At 46.0% G+C, this 16,189-nt stretch carries 12 protein-coding genes; 11 read left to right on the top strand and 1 reads right to left on the bottom strand.

What is annotated here, in order from left to right; all coding sequences use genetic code 11:
* Positions 1-921 carry a PmoA family protein gene (locus ACESMA_RS07305; RefSeq protein ID WP_372948129.1) on the top strand — a complete coding sequence of 307 codons (921 nt, stop codon included), beginning with the start codon at positions 1-3 and terminating at the stop codon, positions 919-921.
* An 86-nt stretch (positions 922-1,007) separates the two neighbouring features.
* Here the strand turns inward: ACESMA_RS07305 and ACESMA_RS07310 are convergent, their stop codons facing one another.
* Entirely contained in the window at positions 1,008-3,353 is a 2,346-nt protein-coding gene (locus ACESMA_RS07310; RefSeq protein ID WP_372948130.1) for a GH92 family glycosyl hydrolase, read from the bottom strand.
* A 178-nt stretch (positions 3,354-3,531) separates the two neighbouring features.
* Between ACESMA_RS07310 and ACESMA_RS07315 the strand changes: the two genes are divergently transcribed.
* The 10 genes from ACESMA_RS07315 to ACESMA_RS07360 all read left to right on the top strand — a co-directional run bounded on the left by ACESMA_RS07315 (position 3,532) and on the right by ACESMA_RS07360 (position 16,103).
* The gene (locus ACESMA_RS07315) at positions 3,532-5,511 is read left to right on the top strand and encodes an FG-GAP repeat domain-containing protein (protein ID WP_372948131.1); all 1,980 of its coding nucleotides are present in this window, start codon (positions 3,532-3,534) and stop codon (positions 5,509-5,511) included.
* A complete protein-coding gene (locus ACESMA_RS07320) occupies positions 5,508-6,917 on the top strand; it encodes a hypothetical protein (RefSeq protein WP_372948132.1) in 1,410 nt (469 codons plus the stop codon). The genes ACESMA_RS07315 and ACESMA_RS07320 overlap by 4 nt, the downstream gene beginning before the upstream one ends.
* A complete protein-coding gene (locus ACESMA_RS07325) occupies positions 6,914-8,137 on the top strand; it encodes a fibronectin type III domain-containing protein (RefSeq protein ID WP_372948133.1) in 1,224 nt (407 codons plus the stop codon). The genes ACESMA_RS07320 and ACESMA_RS07325 overlap by 4 nt, the downstream gene beginning before the upstream one ends.
* A 13-nt stretch (positions 8,138-8,150) precedes the next feature.
* A complete protein-coding gene (locus ACESMA_RS07330) occupies positions 8,151-9,305 on the top strand; it encodes an MFS transporter (RefSeq protein WP_372948134.1) in 1,155 nt (384 codons plus the stop codon).
* A gap of 207 nt (positions 9,306-9,512) precedes the next feature.
* Positions 9,513-10,550 (top strand): LacI family DNA-binding transcriptional regulator, encoded by a 1,038-nt coding sequence (locus ACESMA_RS07335; protein WP_372948135.1) that lies wholly within the window; start codon positions 9,513-9,515, stop codon positions 10,548-10,550.
* A 38-nt stretch (positions 10,551-10,588) separates the two neighbouring features.
* Positions 10,589-11,572 carry an ROK family protein gene (locus tag ACESMA_RS07340; protein WP_372948136.1) on the top strand — a complete coding sequence of 328 codons (984 nt, stop codon included), beginning with the start codon at positions 10,589-10,591 and terminating at the stop codon, positions 11,570-11,572.
* A gap of 9 nt (positions 11,573-11,581) precedes the next feature.
* On the top strand, positions 11,582-12,214 hold the full coding sequence (locus tag ACESMA_RS07345; RefSeq protein WP_372948137.1) for an SIS domain-containing protein: 633 nt from the start codon (positions 11,582-11,584) through the stop codon (positions 12,212-12,214).
* Positions 12,215-12,291: 77 nt separating this feature from the next.
* Complete coding sequence (locus tag ACESMA_RS07350; RefSeq protein ID WP_372948138.1) at positions 12,292-14,196, top strand: PfkB family carbohydrate kinase; 1,905 nt, start codon at positions 12,292-12,294, stop codon at positions 14,194-14,196.
* A gap of 53 nt (positions 14,197-14,249) precedes the next feature.
* On the top strand, positions 14,250-15,362 hold the full coding sequence (locus tag ACESMA_RS07355) for a hypothetical protein (RefSeq protein WP_372948139.1): 1,113 nt from the start codon (positions 14,250-14,252) through the stop codon (positions 15,360-15,362).
* Between the two features lie 144 nt (positions 15,363-15,506).
* Positions 15,507-16,103, top strand: a complete 597-nt coding sequence (locus ACESMA_RS07360; protein WP_372948140.1) for a DUF1080 domain-containing protein — start codon at positions 15,507-15,509, stop codon at positions 16,101-16,103.
* Positions 16,104-16,189: the final 86 nt, after the last annotated feature.

The following is a 16,189-nucleotide window of genomic DNA, read 5'->3' on the forward strand; positions in this document are numbered from 1 at the left end:
ATGAAACGAATCGCGCTATCTGTATTTTTTACTTTGCTTATTTCGTGGAGTCTGAACGCCCAGGTTACCATGCAAAAAGAAGAAGGCGGACTGCTTTTCCTCGAAAATGGGGAGAAGGTGCTTTTTTACCAGGCTGACCCTAAAAATTACGAAGGCGAATACGAACGCTGCAACTACATCCATCCATTGTGGGGAGTTGACGGCGAAGTTTTAACCGAGGATTTCCCCATAGACCACCTGCACCACCGCGGCATTTTCTGGGCATGGCACCAGGTGTGGATCGACGGCAAACGAATTGGCGATCCCTGGGAAATTAAAGATTTCAATCAGAAGGTGACCGACATTGAGTTTTGGGCCCAGAAAGACGGTTCGGCGCTACTGAAAACCAAAGTGAACTGGCTTTCGGACCAGTGGAAGAAAAACGGCAAAAAAGTGCCCTACCTGGAGGAAAGTACCAACATAACCATTCATCCCGAAACCGGGAATTACCGCCGGATTGATTTTGAAATCAGCCTGCAGGCGCTGGAAGATGGCCTCTCCATTGGCGGTTCGGAAGACGAAAAGGGGTACAGCGGTTTTTCGGTACGTATGGTTTTACCCGATGATTTTACCTTTTTCGGGCCAAACGGAAAAGTAAAACCTGAAAATACTGCAGTGGAGTCGCCCGGTTACATCAATATTTCCGGGAGTATAGGAAAAAGTGGCAAAAATGCAGGCATCGTGATTTTAGACAATCCGTCTAATCCGGGCTTCCCGCAACCCTGGATTTTAAGGGCAAAAAACAGCATGCAAAATGCCGCATTCCCCGGAAACGGAACCGTGCCGGTGTTAACGTCGGTGCCGCTGGTATTAAAATATTCACTCCTGGTCTATTCCGGAAAAATGAACGACAGGAAAATTAGAAAGGTTTTGGAGAATTAGGAATGATATAAATTGCCTTTGGATTATCAGGTAAATTCAAAAAAGGCTTCAGCCGCATAAAAAATGTAGCTGAAGCCATTTCTGTTTTATGGCAACGCCTGCTTCCCCGTTCCCCATTTTTTGTTGGGTTCCGATCCCATTTCAAATTCCAGTACGCCTCCGTCCACAATTTCCTCATGCGAAATCCAGGTCCGGTCAAATGGTTGTCCGTTAAAACTGGCCTTCTGAATGTAACCGTTTTCAGAAGAGTTGTTCCGTGCAATTACCGTAAATGTTTTGTTTTTCTCTGTTTGCAACGTCAGTTTTTCAAACAGGGGACTGCCAATTATGTACACCGGGTTTCCGGGCGTAACCGGATAAATACCCATGGCGCTTAGCACGTACCACGACGAAAGCGATCCCATATCCTCGTTGCCGCAAAGTCCGCCCGGTCCGGGCCGGTAAAACTGTTCCAAAACTTGCCTGACCCGAAATTGCGTTTTCCACGGCTGATCGGCAAAATTGTACAGGTAAGCCACATGGTGCGACGGCTGGTTTCCGTGCACATACTGCCCGATAGTGCCCACCACGCCCACATATTTGGGTGGTGAAATCAGCGGACTCATTTCAAAAAAGGTGTCCAGCTTTTTGGTGAAATTTTTCGTGCCTTCAAATAAATCAATTAATTCGGGCACATCATGCTGCACCGACCACACATACTGCCAGGCGTTGGATTCGGTGTAGTGGCGGTTGGGGCGGCGGCCCACCAGCAGCGGGTCGAAATATTTGTAATACGAATGGTCGTCCTCTTTCACAATCTCCTGTTCCCGTCCGTTCAGCGGTTCAAGCCACGAGCCATCGGCCATTTTGGGGCGCATAAATTTTGTTTCCTTATCCCACACATTTTTATAGTTTTCCGAGCGCTGCATCAGCAGGTTGTAATCCGATTCTTTACCCAACTCTTTGGCCATTTGGGCAATGCACCAGTCATCGTAAGAAAATTCCATGGTTTTCGGAACCGATTCGGTTATCCGGTCAGCCGGAATGTATCCCAGTTCGTTGGTGTATTTTAATCCTGAACGCGCGGCATCCACTGAAACCGGTGGTTTGGGGAATTCAAGTGCTTTGGTGCGCATGGCGTTGTAAATAAAATCCACATCATAGTCGCGGAATCCTTTTCGGTAAGCATCCACCACCACCGGAACCAGGTGGTCGCCCACCATACCTTCGCCAAAAACATTCTGAAAATGCTGCCCCGGAAGCCAGCCGTACTGTTTGGTTTTGTCCACAATAGATTTGATAAAGTCGTTCACATGTTCGGGTGCAATAAGCGTCAGCAGCGGGTGTTGGGAGCGGTAAGTATCCCAGCACGAAAAGGAACCGTAAAAGTTGTAGTCTTTGGCTATGTGAATTTTCCCGTCGGCGCCAAAATATTTCCCGTCCACATCCTGCGAAATGTACTGCGCCAGCAATGAACGGTAAACCGAGGTGTAAAAAATTTCCTTTTGGGCATCGGTAGCACCTTCAATCTGAAGGCACGCCAACTCGTTTTCCCAGGTATTGTGGGCATCGTTTTTCACCCGTTCAAAATCCCAGTGGGGCAGTTCCGCTTCCATGTTTTTCCGTGCACCTTCAATGCTGGTATAAGAAATGGCCACCTTCACCAAAACCTGTTCATTTTCAGAAGTATTATAGGTAACAAACGCCCCGATGCTTTTCCCCCGTTCGGCATTTTTATAGGCAAAAACCGCTGCTCCCGATTCGGGCGTGGCATATTCAGCATCAAAGGTTCCGTAGTAAAGAAAAGGTTTGCTGAATTCAGCCACAAAATATATTTTGCCCGGGCCATCCACTTTTTCGCCTTCAATCTGCCGGTCGTTGATTATTCGTATTTCAGCCCAATCGTTTTCATCTTTTTGTCCGATTTGATGACCCAAATCCACAATAATTTTTGAATTATCTGCTTCGGGAAAAGTATAACGGTGAAAAGCCACACGCGGCGTAGTGGTTAGCTCGGCTTCAATGCTGTAATCTTCCAGAAAAACCGAATAGTAACCAGGCGAGGCCGATTCGCGCGAATGGCTGAAGCGCGAGCGGTAACCGTCATCCGGGTTTTCGTCGGTTCCCGGAGTAAGCTGCATTTTGTTGCCAACCACCGGCATAAGCAGAATGTCGCCGCCATCGACCATGCCCACGCCGCTCCAGTGGGTATGACTAAAACCCATGATGGAACCGGCCTGCCAGATGTATCCAGCGCAGTGGGTCCAGCCTTCGGTGCCGGTATCGGGACTCACATGAACCATGGCAAAAGGCAGGGAAGCGCCCGGAAAAGTATGCCCGAAAAAATCGGTGCCCAAAAACGGATTCACATAGTCAACGGGGTTTTGCGTCTGTGCTGAAGAAAACGTTGCCAGCATCAGCATAAACAGGAAAAAAGGCTTCAACTGTTTCATCTTTTTATCAATTATCTGGTTTGAACTTTAAGAATATTAACCTCAAAGATAAAAACAGAACGGCAAAAACAAGCAGAAGGTCAATATTCCATTTGCATTGAATAAAAAAACAGAAGTTTTTTAAGGTATGATCCTGTTTTTTTGTTTAAGCAGGAACCAGCTCATAAAAATGAAAAAAATGAAAAAGGTCTTTTCAATTATCCCGTTTTTGGTATCAGTGTTAATTTGCGTGGGACAGTTTTCCCCGGAAAAGGAAGAAACAGGCCTTCTTTTCAAAAGGCTGAAATACAACAACCCAGGATTGGTAGTGGATTTGGGCGTGGGATTGTGGGCCTGGCCGCTGCCCATGGATTATGACAACGATGGCGACATGGATTTGGTCGTTTCATGCCCTGACACGCCGTTCAACGGAACCTGGTTTTTTGAAAACACTTCGGGAAAAGATGTGCAAATGCCTGTTTTTGCTCCGCCCCAAAAAATTGAAAGAGGCGACAAAAACCTTCAGGTTGTTTATGTAAACGAAGAACCGAGGGTACTGGGACGCGGAATTGAATATCAAAATTTCAGGGAGAATGGATTCAGTCAGCCGGTTGAATTATTTTCCATACAAGAGATTGAAAGTGAATTCAAAAAGATACGTTTCAGCCAGTGGAAATATGTGGATTACGATGGCGACGGCGATCAGGATTTGATTGCCGGCATCAGTGACTGGGGCGATTACGGCTGGGACAATGCGTTTGACGAAAAGGGAAACTGGACCAACGGCCCGCTGCATGGTCATGTTTTTTTTATTGAAAATGTTGATGGCGAATATACGAACCGCGGAAAAATTCAGGCCGGCGACAAACCCATCGACGTGTATGGTGCCCCTTCGCCCAACTTCATGGATTTTGACAGCGATGGCGATTTGGATATTATTTGCGGCGAATTTTTAGACCGGCTTACCTGGTTTGAAAATGTAGGTTCCCGCAGTGAACCAGTTTATGCCGAAGGAAGGTTTCTGGAGAATGAAACGGGAATCATTAAAATGAATCTTCAGATGATTGTGCCCACAGCGGTTGACTGGGATGGCGACGGCGATGTTGATTTGATAGTGGGCGATGAAGACGGCAGAGTTGCTTTTATTGAAAACACGGGCAAGGTGAAAAACCGGATGCCGGTGTTCAAATCGCCTGTTTATTTTCAGCAAGAGGCTGATTTGTTAAAGTTTGGAGCGCTGGCCACTCCGTTTGCTGTTGACTGGGACAACGACGGTGATCTAGACCTGATAACCGGCAATTCAGCAGGTTACATTGCATTTATAGAAAATTTGGATGGCGGAAATCCTCCCAGCTGGAACAAACCGGTTTACCTGAAAGCCGGCGGTGAAACCATTCGGATTATGGCAGGTGTAAATGGTTCTATTCAGGGACCGGCTGAACGAAAATGGGGGTACACCACATTGTCAGTTGCCGACTGGGACGGCGACGGATTAAACGACATCATTGCCAATTCTATTTTTGGAAAAATAATTTGGTACAAAAATGTGGGAACTCCAGCTAAGCCAAAACTGGAAAAAGCCCGGACAATTGAGGCCGAATTCGAGGGAAATCCGCCAAAACCTGCCTGGAACTGGTGGAATCCTGAAAAAAAACAACTAGTGACGCAATGGCGAACCACACCTTTTGCCATCGACTGGAACAAGGACAACCTGACTGATTTAATCATGCTCGATACCGAAGGCTACCTAAGTTTTTACGAACGGTACCTTGAAAACGGTGTCAGAAAATTGAAGCCGGGTAAACGTATTTTTTACGGGGTAAATGGTTCGGTGTTCGACAGCAAAAACAATGTGGTGGACGAAACGCCCGGGTTGCTGAAACTGAACAACCGCGAAGCAGGCGGTAGCGGACGCCGCAAATTGTGCGTTGCTGACTGGGACGGCGACGGTGATTATGATTTGATTCTAAACAGCGTAAATGCATCGCTTTTCGAAAATGTAAAAACAGAAAACGGAAAGGTGTATTTCAGGCATGCGGGTACCTTGTCTGAGCAAAAAATTGCGGGGCACACCACTTCTCCAACCATTGTGAATTGGGGAAAAGGCAAATTGCCTGAATTGTTATTGGGAGCTGAGGACGGACATTTTTATTACTTTTCACAAGAACCGAAAAAATGAATAAATTGATAAAACACAGTACCTTTTCTCAAGGCATGTTTGTTGCTCTTCCTGCATTGGCTATGATGCTGGGCTGGGGGCTGCGCGGCCATATCGGCGGCGGCCCTTTTGGTGCAATGATTCCCGGTGCTATGGTGGCGCTAAGTATTTCACTGCTGTTAAAACTCCCTGCAAGTGTAACTTCAATTGTAGTTGTTTTCGGGGTTTTCGGAATTGGTTTGGGTGGAGAAATGACCTACGGACAAACGCTGGGATTTTTACGAAATCCTGACACGGTTTGGTGGGGAACTGCCGGAACCACATTAAAAGGAGCGGTTTGGGGATTGCTGGGAGGCACCGTTTTTTCCCTGGGATTTTTGTTCCACCGGATTCCTAAAAAAATCATCATTTACGCGCTTTTGCTGATGTTGACCGGATTTTTCCTTGGATTCAAGCTGGTTAACGAACCCATGTTGCTCTATTTTTCCGATCCGGCTAATCCGCGTGCCGAATCGTGGGCTGCACTGTTGTTTGGGGCGCTGGCTTTGCTGGTTTTTCTTCGGGTTAAAATTGCATCTGCCGATTATAAAATGGTTCGCCGGTTTGCCCTTTACGGGATGGTTGGTGGTGGACTGGGATTCGGCCTTGGCGGGTTCTGGATGGTTTTGGGAAGCCACCTGCCCGATGTTCTTTTTGGGAACTGGTGGAAAGCCATGGAATTTACTTTTGGTCTGCTGCTGGGCGCTTCACTGGGACTGGCTGCCTGGAAAAGCAGGAAAGAAATTCAAAACATAAACCAACCTGAAAAAACTTCTGAAATTGGTTTTTCATCAATTTCGGGTGAATTGGGAATTTTATTTGCTGTTGCAGTGTTTACATATTGGTTGTGGCCCAACTTACTGGAATCTTTTGTTTATGCCGAAAGTGTGAATGATGGTTTTGCGCTTTCCATGGTGCGTGGCGTGGCCCGTGTTTTAGTAAATTATGGGTTTTACGGATTTGTTTTTGTATTGGTTATTATGCGGTTTCCCAAAATGGCCTGGCAAATCGGAATCACCCTTACTTTTTGCCATGCAGCCATCGATTTAATCCGCGATTTGTATCCGGATTTGAATCCCTGGGCGCCATTCACTATGCACTTTTTATGGGTGTTTTTAATGACTGCTATAGTTTCACTTTTAACCTTTTATTACAACCGTCGTGAAAACAGTGCAATAAACCTGTTTTTGCTTCTCATTTGGTCGTGCATCGGAATTTCGTTGCTCAGGCTGTTTTTCCTTTCCGGAAGTTTGTCGGTGAGTGGGATGAGTATTTGCCAGATTGTTTGCAACCGGTTTTTTGTAGATATCTTTTTTATTGTTAATGCAATTGTAGTTTCGTGGATTATTTTCAACACGAAAAAACATCAAAAATTATTACCGGAATGAAACGTTTTCAAATTCTGTTTTTCACCGCATTTTTGTTTTTATGTGCAAATTTATTGTTTGCTCAAATCAATGCGCCTTCGCCAATTCCTGACCGGGTTGTTTTAAACCTAACCGAGAACCCTGCCACTTCGGTGGCCATCACCTGGCGAACCGATGTTTCTGTTTCCGAAGGTTTTTGTGAATTGCAGCCGGCTGCAGAAGGACCCTTAAAAAAGGAAGATTCAAAAACGTTCAAAGCCAAAACAACCACTATAAAATACGAATACGGCGACGAACCTGTGATTGATGCTAATCAGCATTCCTTCATATTTACAGATTTGATTCCAGGCAAAAAGTACATTTACCGCGTTGGCGCCAGCGATTTTTGGAGCGAGTGGTTCGAATACCAAACTCCGTCAGTCGAAAACGATAAGTTTTCCTTCATTTATTTCGGCGATCCGCAAAACGATTTGAAATCGCAGTGGTCGCGGGTAATCCGCTCAGCATACCGGCACGCCCCCGATTGTGGATTTATGCTATACTGCGGCGATTTGATCAACCGTGCCGGCCGCGATGTGGAATGGCACGAGTGGTTTCATGCCGGCTCATTTATTTACGGTATGGTTCCGCAGGTGATGACACCAGGAAACCACGATTACAACGATTTGATGCTCGACCCGCACTGGAATGCGCAATTCACCCAACCAACAAACGGTCCCAAAGGATTGGAAGGTACCTGTTTTGTTATCGATTACAAAAATCTCAGAATTATTTCCATCGACTCTGCTGTTGATTCGGAGTTGGAAAATGAAAACGGTTACCCGATGCAGGCGCAAAAAGTCTGGCTCGATTCGGTATTGCAGGCCAACACCAAAAAGTGGGTGATTGTTACCACGCATTTGCCTTTTTATTCGCCCAAAGAAAACCGCGACAACAAACACCTGCGTAAACATTTTCAACCCATTCTGGAAAAATACAAAGTGGATTTGGTACTCTCGGGGCACGATCATTCCTACGGGCGGGGCCGGGTTTCCGACAATCCGCAAGCCGGTCACAAAGTAATGTATGTGGTTTCGGTGAGCGGTCCCAAAATGTACGAGGCTGGCGACAAAGACTGGATGGAACATTCCGGCGCCGACAAGCAACTGTACCAGTTAATTTCCATCGACGGGAATGAATTGAGTTACCAGTCTTATACTGCCAGCGGAGAACTTTTCGATGAATTTATTTTGAACAAATAATATCAAATAGACAATGACAGCGCAGAAAGTCAATTGGAGCAGGTTATTTCCCGTTCTACTCTCCTTTGTGGTAATGGGATTTGTGGATATTATTGGCGTGGCAACCGGTTACATCAAACAGGATTTTGAGCTTACCAATTTTGCCGCCCAGTTTTTGCCCATGATGGTTTTGGTCTGGTTTTTTGTGTTGTCGGTTCCGGCTGGGGTACTTCAGGATAAAGTAGGAAAACGGAACATGCTCAATACCGGGATGGTGATTCAGGCCATTGGTTTGGGACTTCCGTTTTTGCATTATTCTTTCGGAATGATGTTCGCCTCGTTTCTGTTGCTCGGCATTGGAAACACACTCATTCAGGTTTCCACCAATCCCCTGTTGCAGGATGTTTCACCGGGGGATAAACTCCCTAGTTTTTTGAGCGCCGGCCAGTTTATCAAAGCAATGATTTCCTTTGCCGGACCGCTGTTTGCCACCTTCCTGGCCGTTCGGTTCGGCGACTGGAAACTGGTTTTTGCCGTTTACGGAATTACTTCTGTACTGGCGGCTATCTGGCTGGGTTTTACTCCCATTGCAGAGTCGAAACCTGAACGAAAACCGGCTACGTTCAGTTCGTGTTTTGGGTTGCTGAAAAACCGTTTTGTGCTGTTTATGGCGCTCTCCATTTTTATGATTGTGGGCGCCGAAGTAGCCATCAACACCAACATTGCCAATATTCTCATGGCAAAGTTCGGACTGACGCTTGAAAAAGCAGCCATCGGAATCAGTGTTTTTTTTGCCGGTGAAACTATTGCCCGTCTGGGCGGGGCTATTCTGCTGAACTGGATAAAACCGCGTCCATTCCTTATGCTTACAGCTTTAGTGGCACTGGTGGGAGTTGGCGGAGTGCTGCTCTCACCTGTTTATTTTGTTGCCCTTGTTTTCATTTTTATCACCGGGCTGGGAGCTGGTAATATGTTCCCGGTTATTTTCTCCCTTTCGCTGGAAAAAATGCCCGGCCGGGCCAATGAAATTTCCGGCTTGCTGATAATGGCCATTTCCGGGGGAGCAGTAATTCCTCCGGTGGTTGGGTTGGTAAGTACCGTGGTTTCTCCCTTTGCCAGCATGTTTGTCATTGGCGTTTGCATGCTGTATGTGCTTTGGGTTTCCTTTTATGTGAAGAAGCATTTATAAAACGGATGTAAAGTCAAAATTGCATAAAAATTAACCAACAAACCAGAAGCAATTCTCATAATTCTGTCGTTCATTTGAACAATTATCTTCAAAAACCGGGAGATTTTTGTATTTTGAGAAACGTACAAGTTTTAAAACAATAGATTTTTTGCATTTATGTAGCTGCGAAATATTTATTTTTGTTTGAAAGCCAACAAATTGAAGGAGATGAAAAAGACCTCGTTAAATGATATTGCAGTGCGGCTGGGTGTTTCAAAAACGCTGGTTTCCCTGGTTCTCAACGGAAAAGGGAGGAAACATCGCATAAGCGAGGAAGTGTGTAAAAAGGTTATTGCTGTGGCCAAAGAGTTGAATTACCAGCCCAACCAGATTGCCAAAGGATTGCGTACAGGAAAAACAAATACTATCGGACTGATTATTGCCGACATTGCCAACCCGTTTTTTGGCAAATTGGGCCGCGAGATCGAAAAAGAAGCTTCAAAACACGGCTACCGGGTGATGTTTTGCAGTTCAGACGAAAATGCCGAAAATTTCAGGCTGCAACTGGAAATGCTACAGCAGGGACAGGTGGACGGGCTGATTATTTCGCCTCCGGCCGGTAGCGAACAACAAATAAAAAAGCTGGAAAAAAGCAAATTACCCTATGTACTCATCGACCGCTATTTCCCTGAAATAGAATCTAATGCTATTGTTATCGACAATTTTCAGGCAGCTTACGATGCCACCAAACATTTAATTGATCAGGGATATCAGAACATTGCGTGTATTACGGTAAACAATACACTTAATAACATGCGTCAGCGGTTAGAGGGTTATAAAAAGGCTTTACAGGATGCACAGCAGAATCCGGACGAACGACTCATAAAAATTATGCCGTTTTCACACGAGAAAGACGATTTTGAAGCAGCTATAAAACAACTTGCATTCTCCGACGAAATAAAAGCGGATGCCATATTTTTTACGACAAGTAAAGTGGGCATAATGGGCTTGGAAAGCATTCATTCACTGGGTTTGAACATACCGGATGATATGGCTGTGGTGAGTTTCGACGACCCCGATGCCTTTCGCATTAGCAATCCACCAGTAACTGCAGTAGCGCAGCCGTTAAAAGAAATCGGAAGCCAGTCGGTAAAGCTTTTAATGGATTGGTTGAATAGTAAAGGAAGAAAAAAAGAAACAGAGAAAATTGTGCTTAATGCAGAATTAAGAATCAGAAAATCAAGCGTGCGCATATTTTTTTCATAAATTGCTAAAACGATTTAACAGGAATGACAAACTGAAAAATGAAAGACAACAAAAAGGAATATTATCTGGGAATTGACATTGGCGGAACCAAATGTGCGGTTGTTGTTGGCGCAGGTGATTTTAAGATTCACCGTAAAATTCAGTTTGAAACACGCACCGGCGAACGAGGTTATGCCGAAATTCTGGAGGAATTTTTTACGCATATTGAAAATCTTTTTGTTGAATTTCCCAAAGAAAATTTGAAACGAATTGGCATCAGTTGCGGTGGTCCGCTCGATTCACGAAAAGGTATGATTTATTCGCCGCCCAATTTGCCCGGTTGGGATAACGTACCCATTGTTGAAATATTCAGTAAAAAATATGAAGTTCCTGCAGCCATTCAGAACGATGCCAACGCCTGTGCGCTTGCCGAATGGCTGATGGGCGCCGGAAAAGGAACCCGCAATATGGTTTTCCTCACTTTTGGAACCGGCATGGGCGCCGGTCTTATTCTGAACGGCCAATTGTATGCCGGAACCAACGATTTGGGTGGCGAGGTTGGCCACATCCGGCTGGCCGAAACGGGCCCGGTGGGATTTGGGAAACCAGGTTCCTTCGAAGGTTTTTGCAGCGGCGGCGGCATTGCCCAACTGGCCGAAAAAGTGGTTTCTGAGAAACTGAAAAACGGCGAACCGGTGGCTTTTTGCCCCAATATAGAAAACGCCGGCTCTTTAACAGCCAAAGATGTGGCACTGGCTGCACATGACGGCGATCTGGTTGCTGCTGAAATTATCAAGACTTCCGGAGAATATCTGGGGCGTGGTCTGGCGGTTTTAATCGATGTGCTGAATCCCGAATGTATCGTTATTGGGAGCATTTATGCCCGCAATGAAGCATTGTTCAAGCCGCATATTGAACGTATTTTGAAAGAGGAGGCGATACCTTCTGCGCTGGAAGTTTGCCGGATTAAACCGGCTGAACTGGGGGAATCCATCGGCGATTATGCCGCTTTGTGTGTGGCACTTTATGAAGAAGAATTTTAGAAGCAAGACATGGAAAATATACTGAATCAGTTGGTTGCACGGCACGAGAATCTCGGACATCTGAAAGAACCCATCAGGAAAGCTGCGGAGATATTGATAGAATCTTACCAATATGGCGGAAAAGTTCTGGTCTGCGGCAATGGCGGAAGCAGTGCCGATGCAGGCCATATTGTGGGTGAGCTGATGAAAAGTTTTGAGGTGAAACGTCCGCTGCAAACCGAAGTTCAGCAAAAACTGAAATCGCAATTTGGCGAGCGTGGCAGTTTTCTGTCAGAAAAACTTCAGCAGGGATTGCCGGCCATTTCGCTTTCGGAGCACACCTCGCTGATTACAGCCATTTCCAACGATATAAGTGGCGATTTCATTTTTGCACAGCAGGTGGCAGGCTACGGAAATGCCGAAGATGTGTTGCTGGCGCTGAGTACCTCAGGAAATGCGCAAAACGTGATGGACGCTCTGATGGTTGCCAGGGCAAAAGGACTGAAAACCATTGGACTGACCGGCGAAACCGGCGGCAAAATGAAGGATTTGTGTGATGTGCTGATAAATGTTCCGGCAACAAGAATAGCCTATGTGCAGGAGTTGCATTTACCCGTTTACCATGCGCTTTGTATGATGGTTGAAAAGGAAATTTTTGGCTAACAAATTCCATCAGGAAACGATCGGAAGTAGCCGGAATTTTCAGCGTTAATTCTGAAAAAAGTTAAAATAATATAACCATGAAAAAAGAACTTCTGCAAAAAATCATCAGCGACATCCAATCGGTCAGAATTGCGGTGGTGGGCGATTTCTGCCTGGATGCCTACTGGTTTATCGATGAATCGAAAAGCGAAATCTCCATCGAAACCGGACAGCTTACCCGGCCGGTGAAACAGCAGCGCTATTCGCTGGGTGGCGCCGGCAACGTGACCAATAACCTTACAGCAATGGGTGTAAAAGACGTCAGGGCATTTGGCGTGATTGGCCCCGACCCGTTTGGAACCGAAATGGTGAAGGTGATGCAGGAAAATGGCATTAACCCGCAAAACCTGATTATCCAAGAAGGAAACTGGTCAACACACGTTTATACCAAACCTTACATTGCGGATGTGGAGCAAAACCGCATCGACTTTGGGAACTTCAACGAACTATCACATTCCACCGCCGACCGGCTCATCGGGTTGCTGATAAACGAAATTCCGCAGGTGGATGTTGTGATTGTCAATCAGCAGGTTTTGTCAGGCATTCATACCGAATATTTCAGGCAACAACTGGTTAAGGTGATCTTTCAGTTCCCGGACAAAATATTTATTGCCGACAGCCGCAACTACAGTGAGGTTTACGATGGCGCTTTCCGGAAAATGAACGACCGCGAAGCTGCCAATTTAATCGGACTGAAAAAAGATGCCGGCGATGTAGTGCTTTATTCCGAAGTGAAAGAAGCAGCAGCCCGGTTGTACAAAAAATTTGGCAAACCGGTGTTTATCACACGTGGTGAGCGGGGTTCAGTAATTGTTGACGAAACAGGCGTAACTGATATTTACGGGTTAATGATTATCTCGAAAGTAGATCCTGTGGGCGCCGGAGACAGTTACCTGGCAGGTGCAGCAGCAACACTGGCTGCCGGATACAAAATGCAAACCGCAGCAGAAATCGGTTCCTATGTGGCCGGAGTTACGGTGCAGAAACTGTTTCAGACCGGAACAGCTTCTCCCGCAGAAATCCTGCAAATGGGCTCCGACCCCGATTTTGTGTACAGTCCGGAGTTGGCCGAAGACATCCGCCACGCCTGTTACTGGAACGATTCCGAAATTGAAATCGTTAACGAGTGGCCGCAAAAGCTGCAAATCAGTCATGCCATTTTCGACCACGACGGCACCATTTCAACGCTGCGCGAAGGCTGGGAGCAGATAATGGTTCCCATGATGATGAAAGCCATTCTGGGCGAACATTTTCACGATGCCGACGAAGCGTTGTACCACAAAGTGCACACCCGTGTTATCGATTTTGTTGACAAAACCACCGGCATTCAAACCCTGGTGCAAATGAAAGGATTGGTTGAACTGGTGAAAGAGTTCGCCCTGGTTCCCGAAAACCAGATACTGGATGAATTTGGTTACAAGGAAATTTATAACAAGGAGTTGCTGGCCATGGTGAAAGAACGTGAAGCCAAACTGTTGCGTGGTGAACTGGCTGTGGAAGATTTTACACTGAAAAATGCGGTTTCGCTGTTGGAAAAGCTGCACAATGCCGGCGTTACGCTTTATCTCGCCAGCGGCACCGACGAGGAAGACGTAAAAAACGAAGCCCGCATCCTGGGCTACGATTATCTGTTTGAAGGCGGAATTTACGGTGCTGTGGGCGATGTAACTAAAGAAGCCAAAAAAATGGTGCTCGACCGGATTCTCAATACCATTGGCGAATCGAAAACCGGCCAGTTGGCGGCTTTTGGCGACGGTCCGGTGGAAATCCGCGAAACCCGCAAACGGGGCGGGGTAACCATTGGCATTGCCAGCAACGAGGTGAAACGCCACAGCCTGAACGAAAGCAAACGTTCGCGGCTCATCAAAGCGGGGGCGGATGTCATCATTCCCGATTTTTCGCAGTTGCCGAAGCTGCTTCAGTTGTTGAACGTAAATGAATAATTTTTAATACTTTATACTCAATACTTCGTACTCACTACTAATTGTCTGAAAAAATGCCATATCCAAAATTCGACCGAAACAAACTGGACATCAAACGGCTGGCCGACCGGAAAAACAAGGTTTACATTGAACGTGACCACATTCCGTTGAACCAGCCACCAAGGGATTTAACGGAAGCCGGAATTCAATTGATTGACAAAACCGTTGCCCGCATCAAAAAAGCACGGGAGCTGAACCGTTCAGTGATGCTGGCGTTTGGTGCGCATACCATCAAGAACGGCATGGGGCCAACACTCATTGCCCTGATGAAAGAGGGCTGGGTAACCCACCTGGCAACCAACGGCGCCGGAATCATTCACGACTGGGAGTTTGCCTTCCAGGGAAAATCAAGCGAAGATGTGCGCGAAAACGTCAATCTCGGGCAGTTTGGCATCTGGGACGACACCGACTTTTACATTAATCTGGCGCTGGTGGTGGGTGCATACGAAGGTTTGGGTTACGGCGAATCGGTGGGCAAAATGGTGCACCGTGAAGGGCTGGACATTCCGGAAACTTCATTTTTATATGATTTTGCCCGGAAGAACATGGAAACCGATTCCGGAAAAGCAGCTGCTGCTGTCGATTTTGCAGGGTTAATCAAGCATTTCAATCTGCCGTCCGGATTCATGAAAATTCCACATCCGTATAAAAACTACTCGGTGCAGGGAAACGCCTATGCGTTGAAAGTGCCGTTTACCGGCCATCCCATGTTCGGACACGATATCATTTACACACATCCCATGAACCACGGTGCATCTGTTGGCCGCACGGCTGAAAACGATTTTCTCTGTTACGCCAACAGTGTGAGCAATCTCGAAGACGGGGTGTACATGTCAGTGGGTTCGGCGGTGATGTCACCCATGATTTTTGAGAAGTCGCTCTCCATGGTGCAAAACATGGAAATCCAGCACGGCAGCCACATCGACAATCATTACATTCTGGTGGTGGATTTGGCCGAATCGGACTGGGACTGGGACAAAGATGGCGAACCGCCCATGGACAACCCCGCGTATTACCTGCGTTACTGCAAAACCTTTCATCGTATGGGCGGTGAAATGCACTACCTTACAGCCGATAACCGCGATTTTTTACTGGCGCTGTACCAGAAATTAAATGCAAACGAATAAATTTACCAAACGATTGATTTCAAAGATTTTCAATTTTAAAACCAGAGGAGATGAAACGACCATGCAGAAATGCTTCACAAACAAGCACTATTAAAATCATGGGAGTTCCATCGAATACATTTAAAAACAAACAATTTTAATGAGATGAAACGAATAATTTTATTGCTGATGATTGGATTACTGATGGGCAATGTAAATTCAATTCAGGCCAAATCAAAATGGATTTCACTTTTTAACGGAAAGAACCTGACCGGCTGGTTTGTAAGGGGAAATGCAAAATGGTACGTTCAGGATGGCGTTTTGGTTGGTGAAGATGGAATGGGGCATATTTATACTGACGCAACTGCCACCGATTTTGAGTTTAAAGGCATATTCCGAATTTCCGGTGAGAAAACCAACAGCGGATTTTATTTCCGGGCTGTTCCGCCGGCAGATAATCCCGATGGATTTCCGCGCGGTTACGAAGCCCAGATTTGCCATAATCAGGATGCCCACACCGGTTGGCTTTGGAAACCGGGAACACCGACTGGCAAAGCCACAAAACTCCTTACCAAAGATGGCGAATGGTTTTCATATCGAATTAAAGTGGTGGGAAACAAAATTCAGTTTTGGGTGAATAACAAACGGGTAATGACTTACGAAGACGATGAATATAAATCGGGGCATTTTGCCATTCAGGGCCATAACCCGGGAATGAAGATTGAAGCCAAAGATTTGGTTTACCGAGATTTATCAAAATGAAATAAGAATAAAATTTAATATTTCATTGATAATGAATTATTTATCATTAACGGCTAAAGCAAGTTTTTCTTTCTTCAAATTTAACC

Source organism: Mariniphaga sp. (genome assembly GCF_041687215.1).
GTDB lineage: Bacteria > Bacteroidota > Bacteroidia > Bacteroidales > Prolixibacteraceae > Mariniphaga.

What these genes read in the sequence shown, in the direction of transcription:
- ACESMA_RS07305 (WP_372948129.1), top strand. Translation starts at nt 1, where the DNA reads ATGAAACGAATCGCGCTATCTGTATTTTTTACTTTGCTTATTTCGTGG.
- ACESMA_RS07310 (WP_372948130.1), bottom strand. Translation starts at nt 3,353, where the DNA reads ATGAAACAGTTGAAGCCTTTTTTCCTGTTTATGCTGATGCTGGCAACG.
- ACESMA_RS07315 (WP_372948131.1), top strand. Translation starts at nt 3,532, where the DNA reads ATGAAAAAGGTCTTTTCAATTATCCCGTTTTTGGTATCAGTGTTAATT.
- ACESMA_RS07320 (WP_372948132.1), top strand. Translation starts at nt 5,508, where the DNA reads ATGAATAAATTGATAAAACACAGTACCTTTTCTCAAGGCATGTTTGTT.
- ACESMA_RS07325 (WP_372948133.1), top strand. Translation starts at nt 6,914, where the DNA reads ATGAAACGTTTTCAAATTCTGTTTTTCACCGCATTTTTGTTTTTATGT.
- ACESMA_RS07330 (WP_372948134.1), top strand. Translation starts at nt 8,151, where the DNA reads ATGACAGCGCAGAAAGTCAATTGGAGCAGGTTATTTCCCGTTCTACTC.
- ACESMA_RS07335 (WP_372948135.1), top strand. Translation starts at nt 9,513, where the DNA reads ATGAAAAAGACCTCGTTAAATGATATTGCAGTGCGGCTGGGTGTTTCA.
- ACESMA_RS07340 (WP_372948136.1), top strand. Translation starts at nt 10,589, where the DNA reads ATGAAAGACAACAAAAAGGAATATTATCTGGGAATTGACATTGGCGGA.
- ACESMA_RS07345 (WP_372948137.1), top strand. Translation starts at nt 11,582, where the DNA reads ATGGAAAATATACTGAATCAGTTGGTTGCACGGCACGAGAATCTCGGA.
- ACESMA_RS07350 (WP_372948138.1), top strand. Translation starts at nt 12,292, where the DNA reads ATGAAAAAAGAACTTCTGCAAAAAATCATCAGCGACATCCAATCGGTC.
- ACESMA_RS07355 (WP_372948139.1), top strand. Translation starts at nt 14,250, where the DNA reads ATGCCATATCCAAAATTCGACCGAAACAAACTGGACATCAAACGGCTG.
- ACESMA_RS07360 (WP_372948140.1), top strand. Translation starts at nt 15,507, where the DNA reads ATGAAACGAATAATTTTATTGCTGATGATTGGATTACTGATGGGCAAT.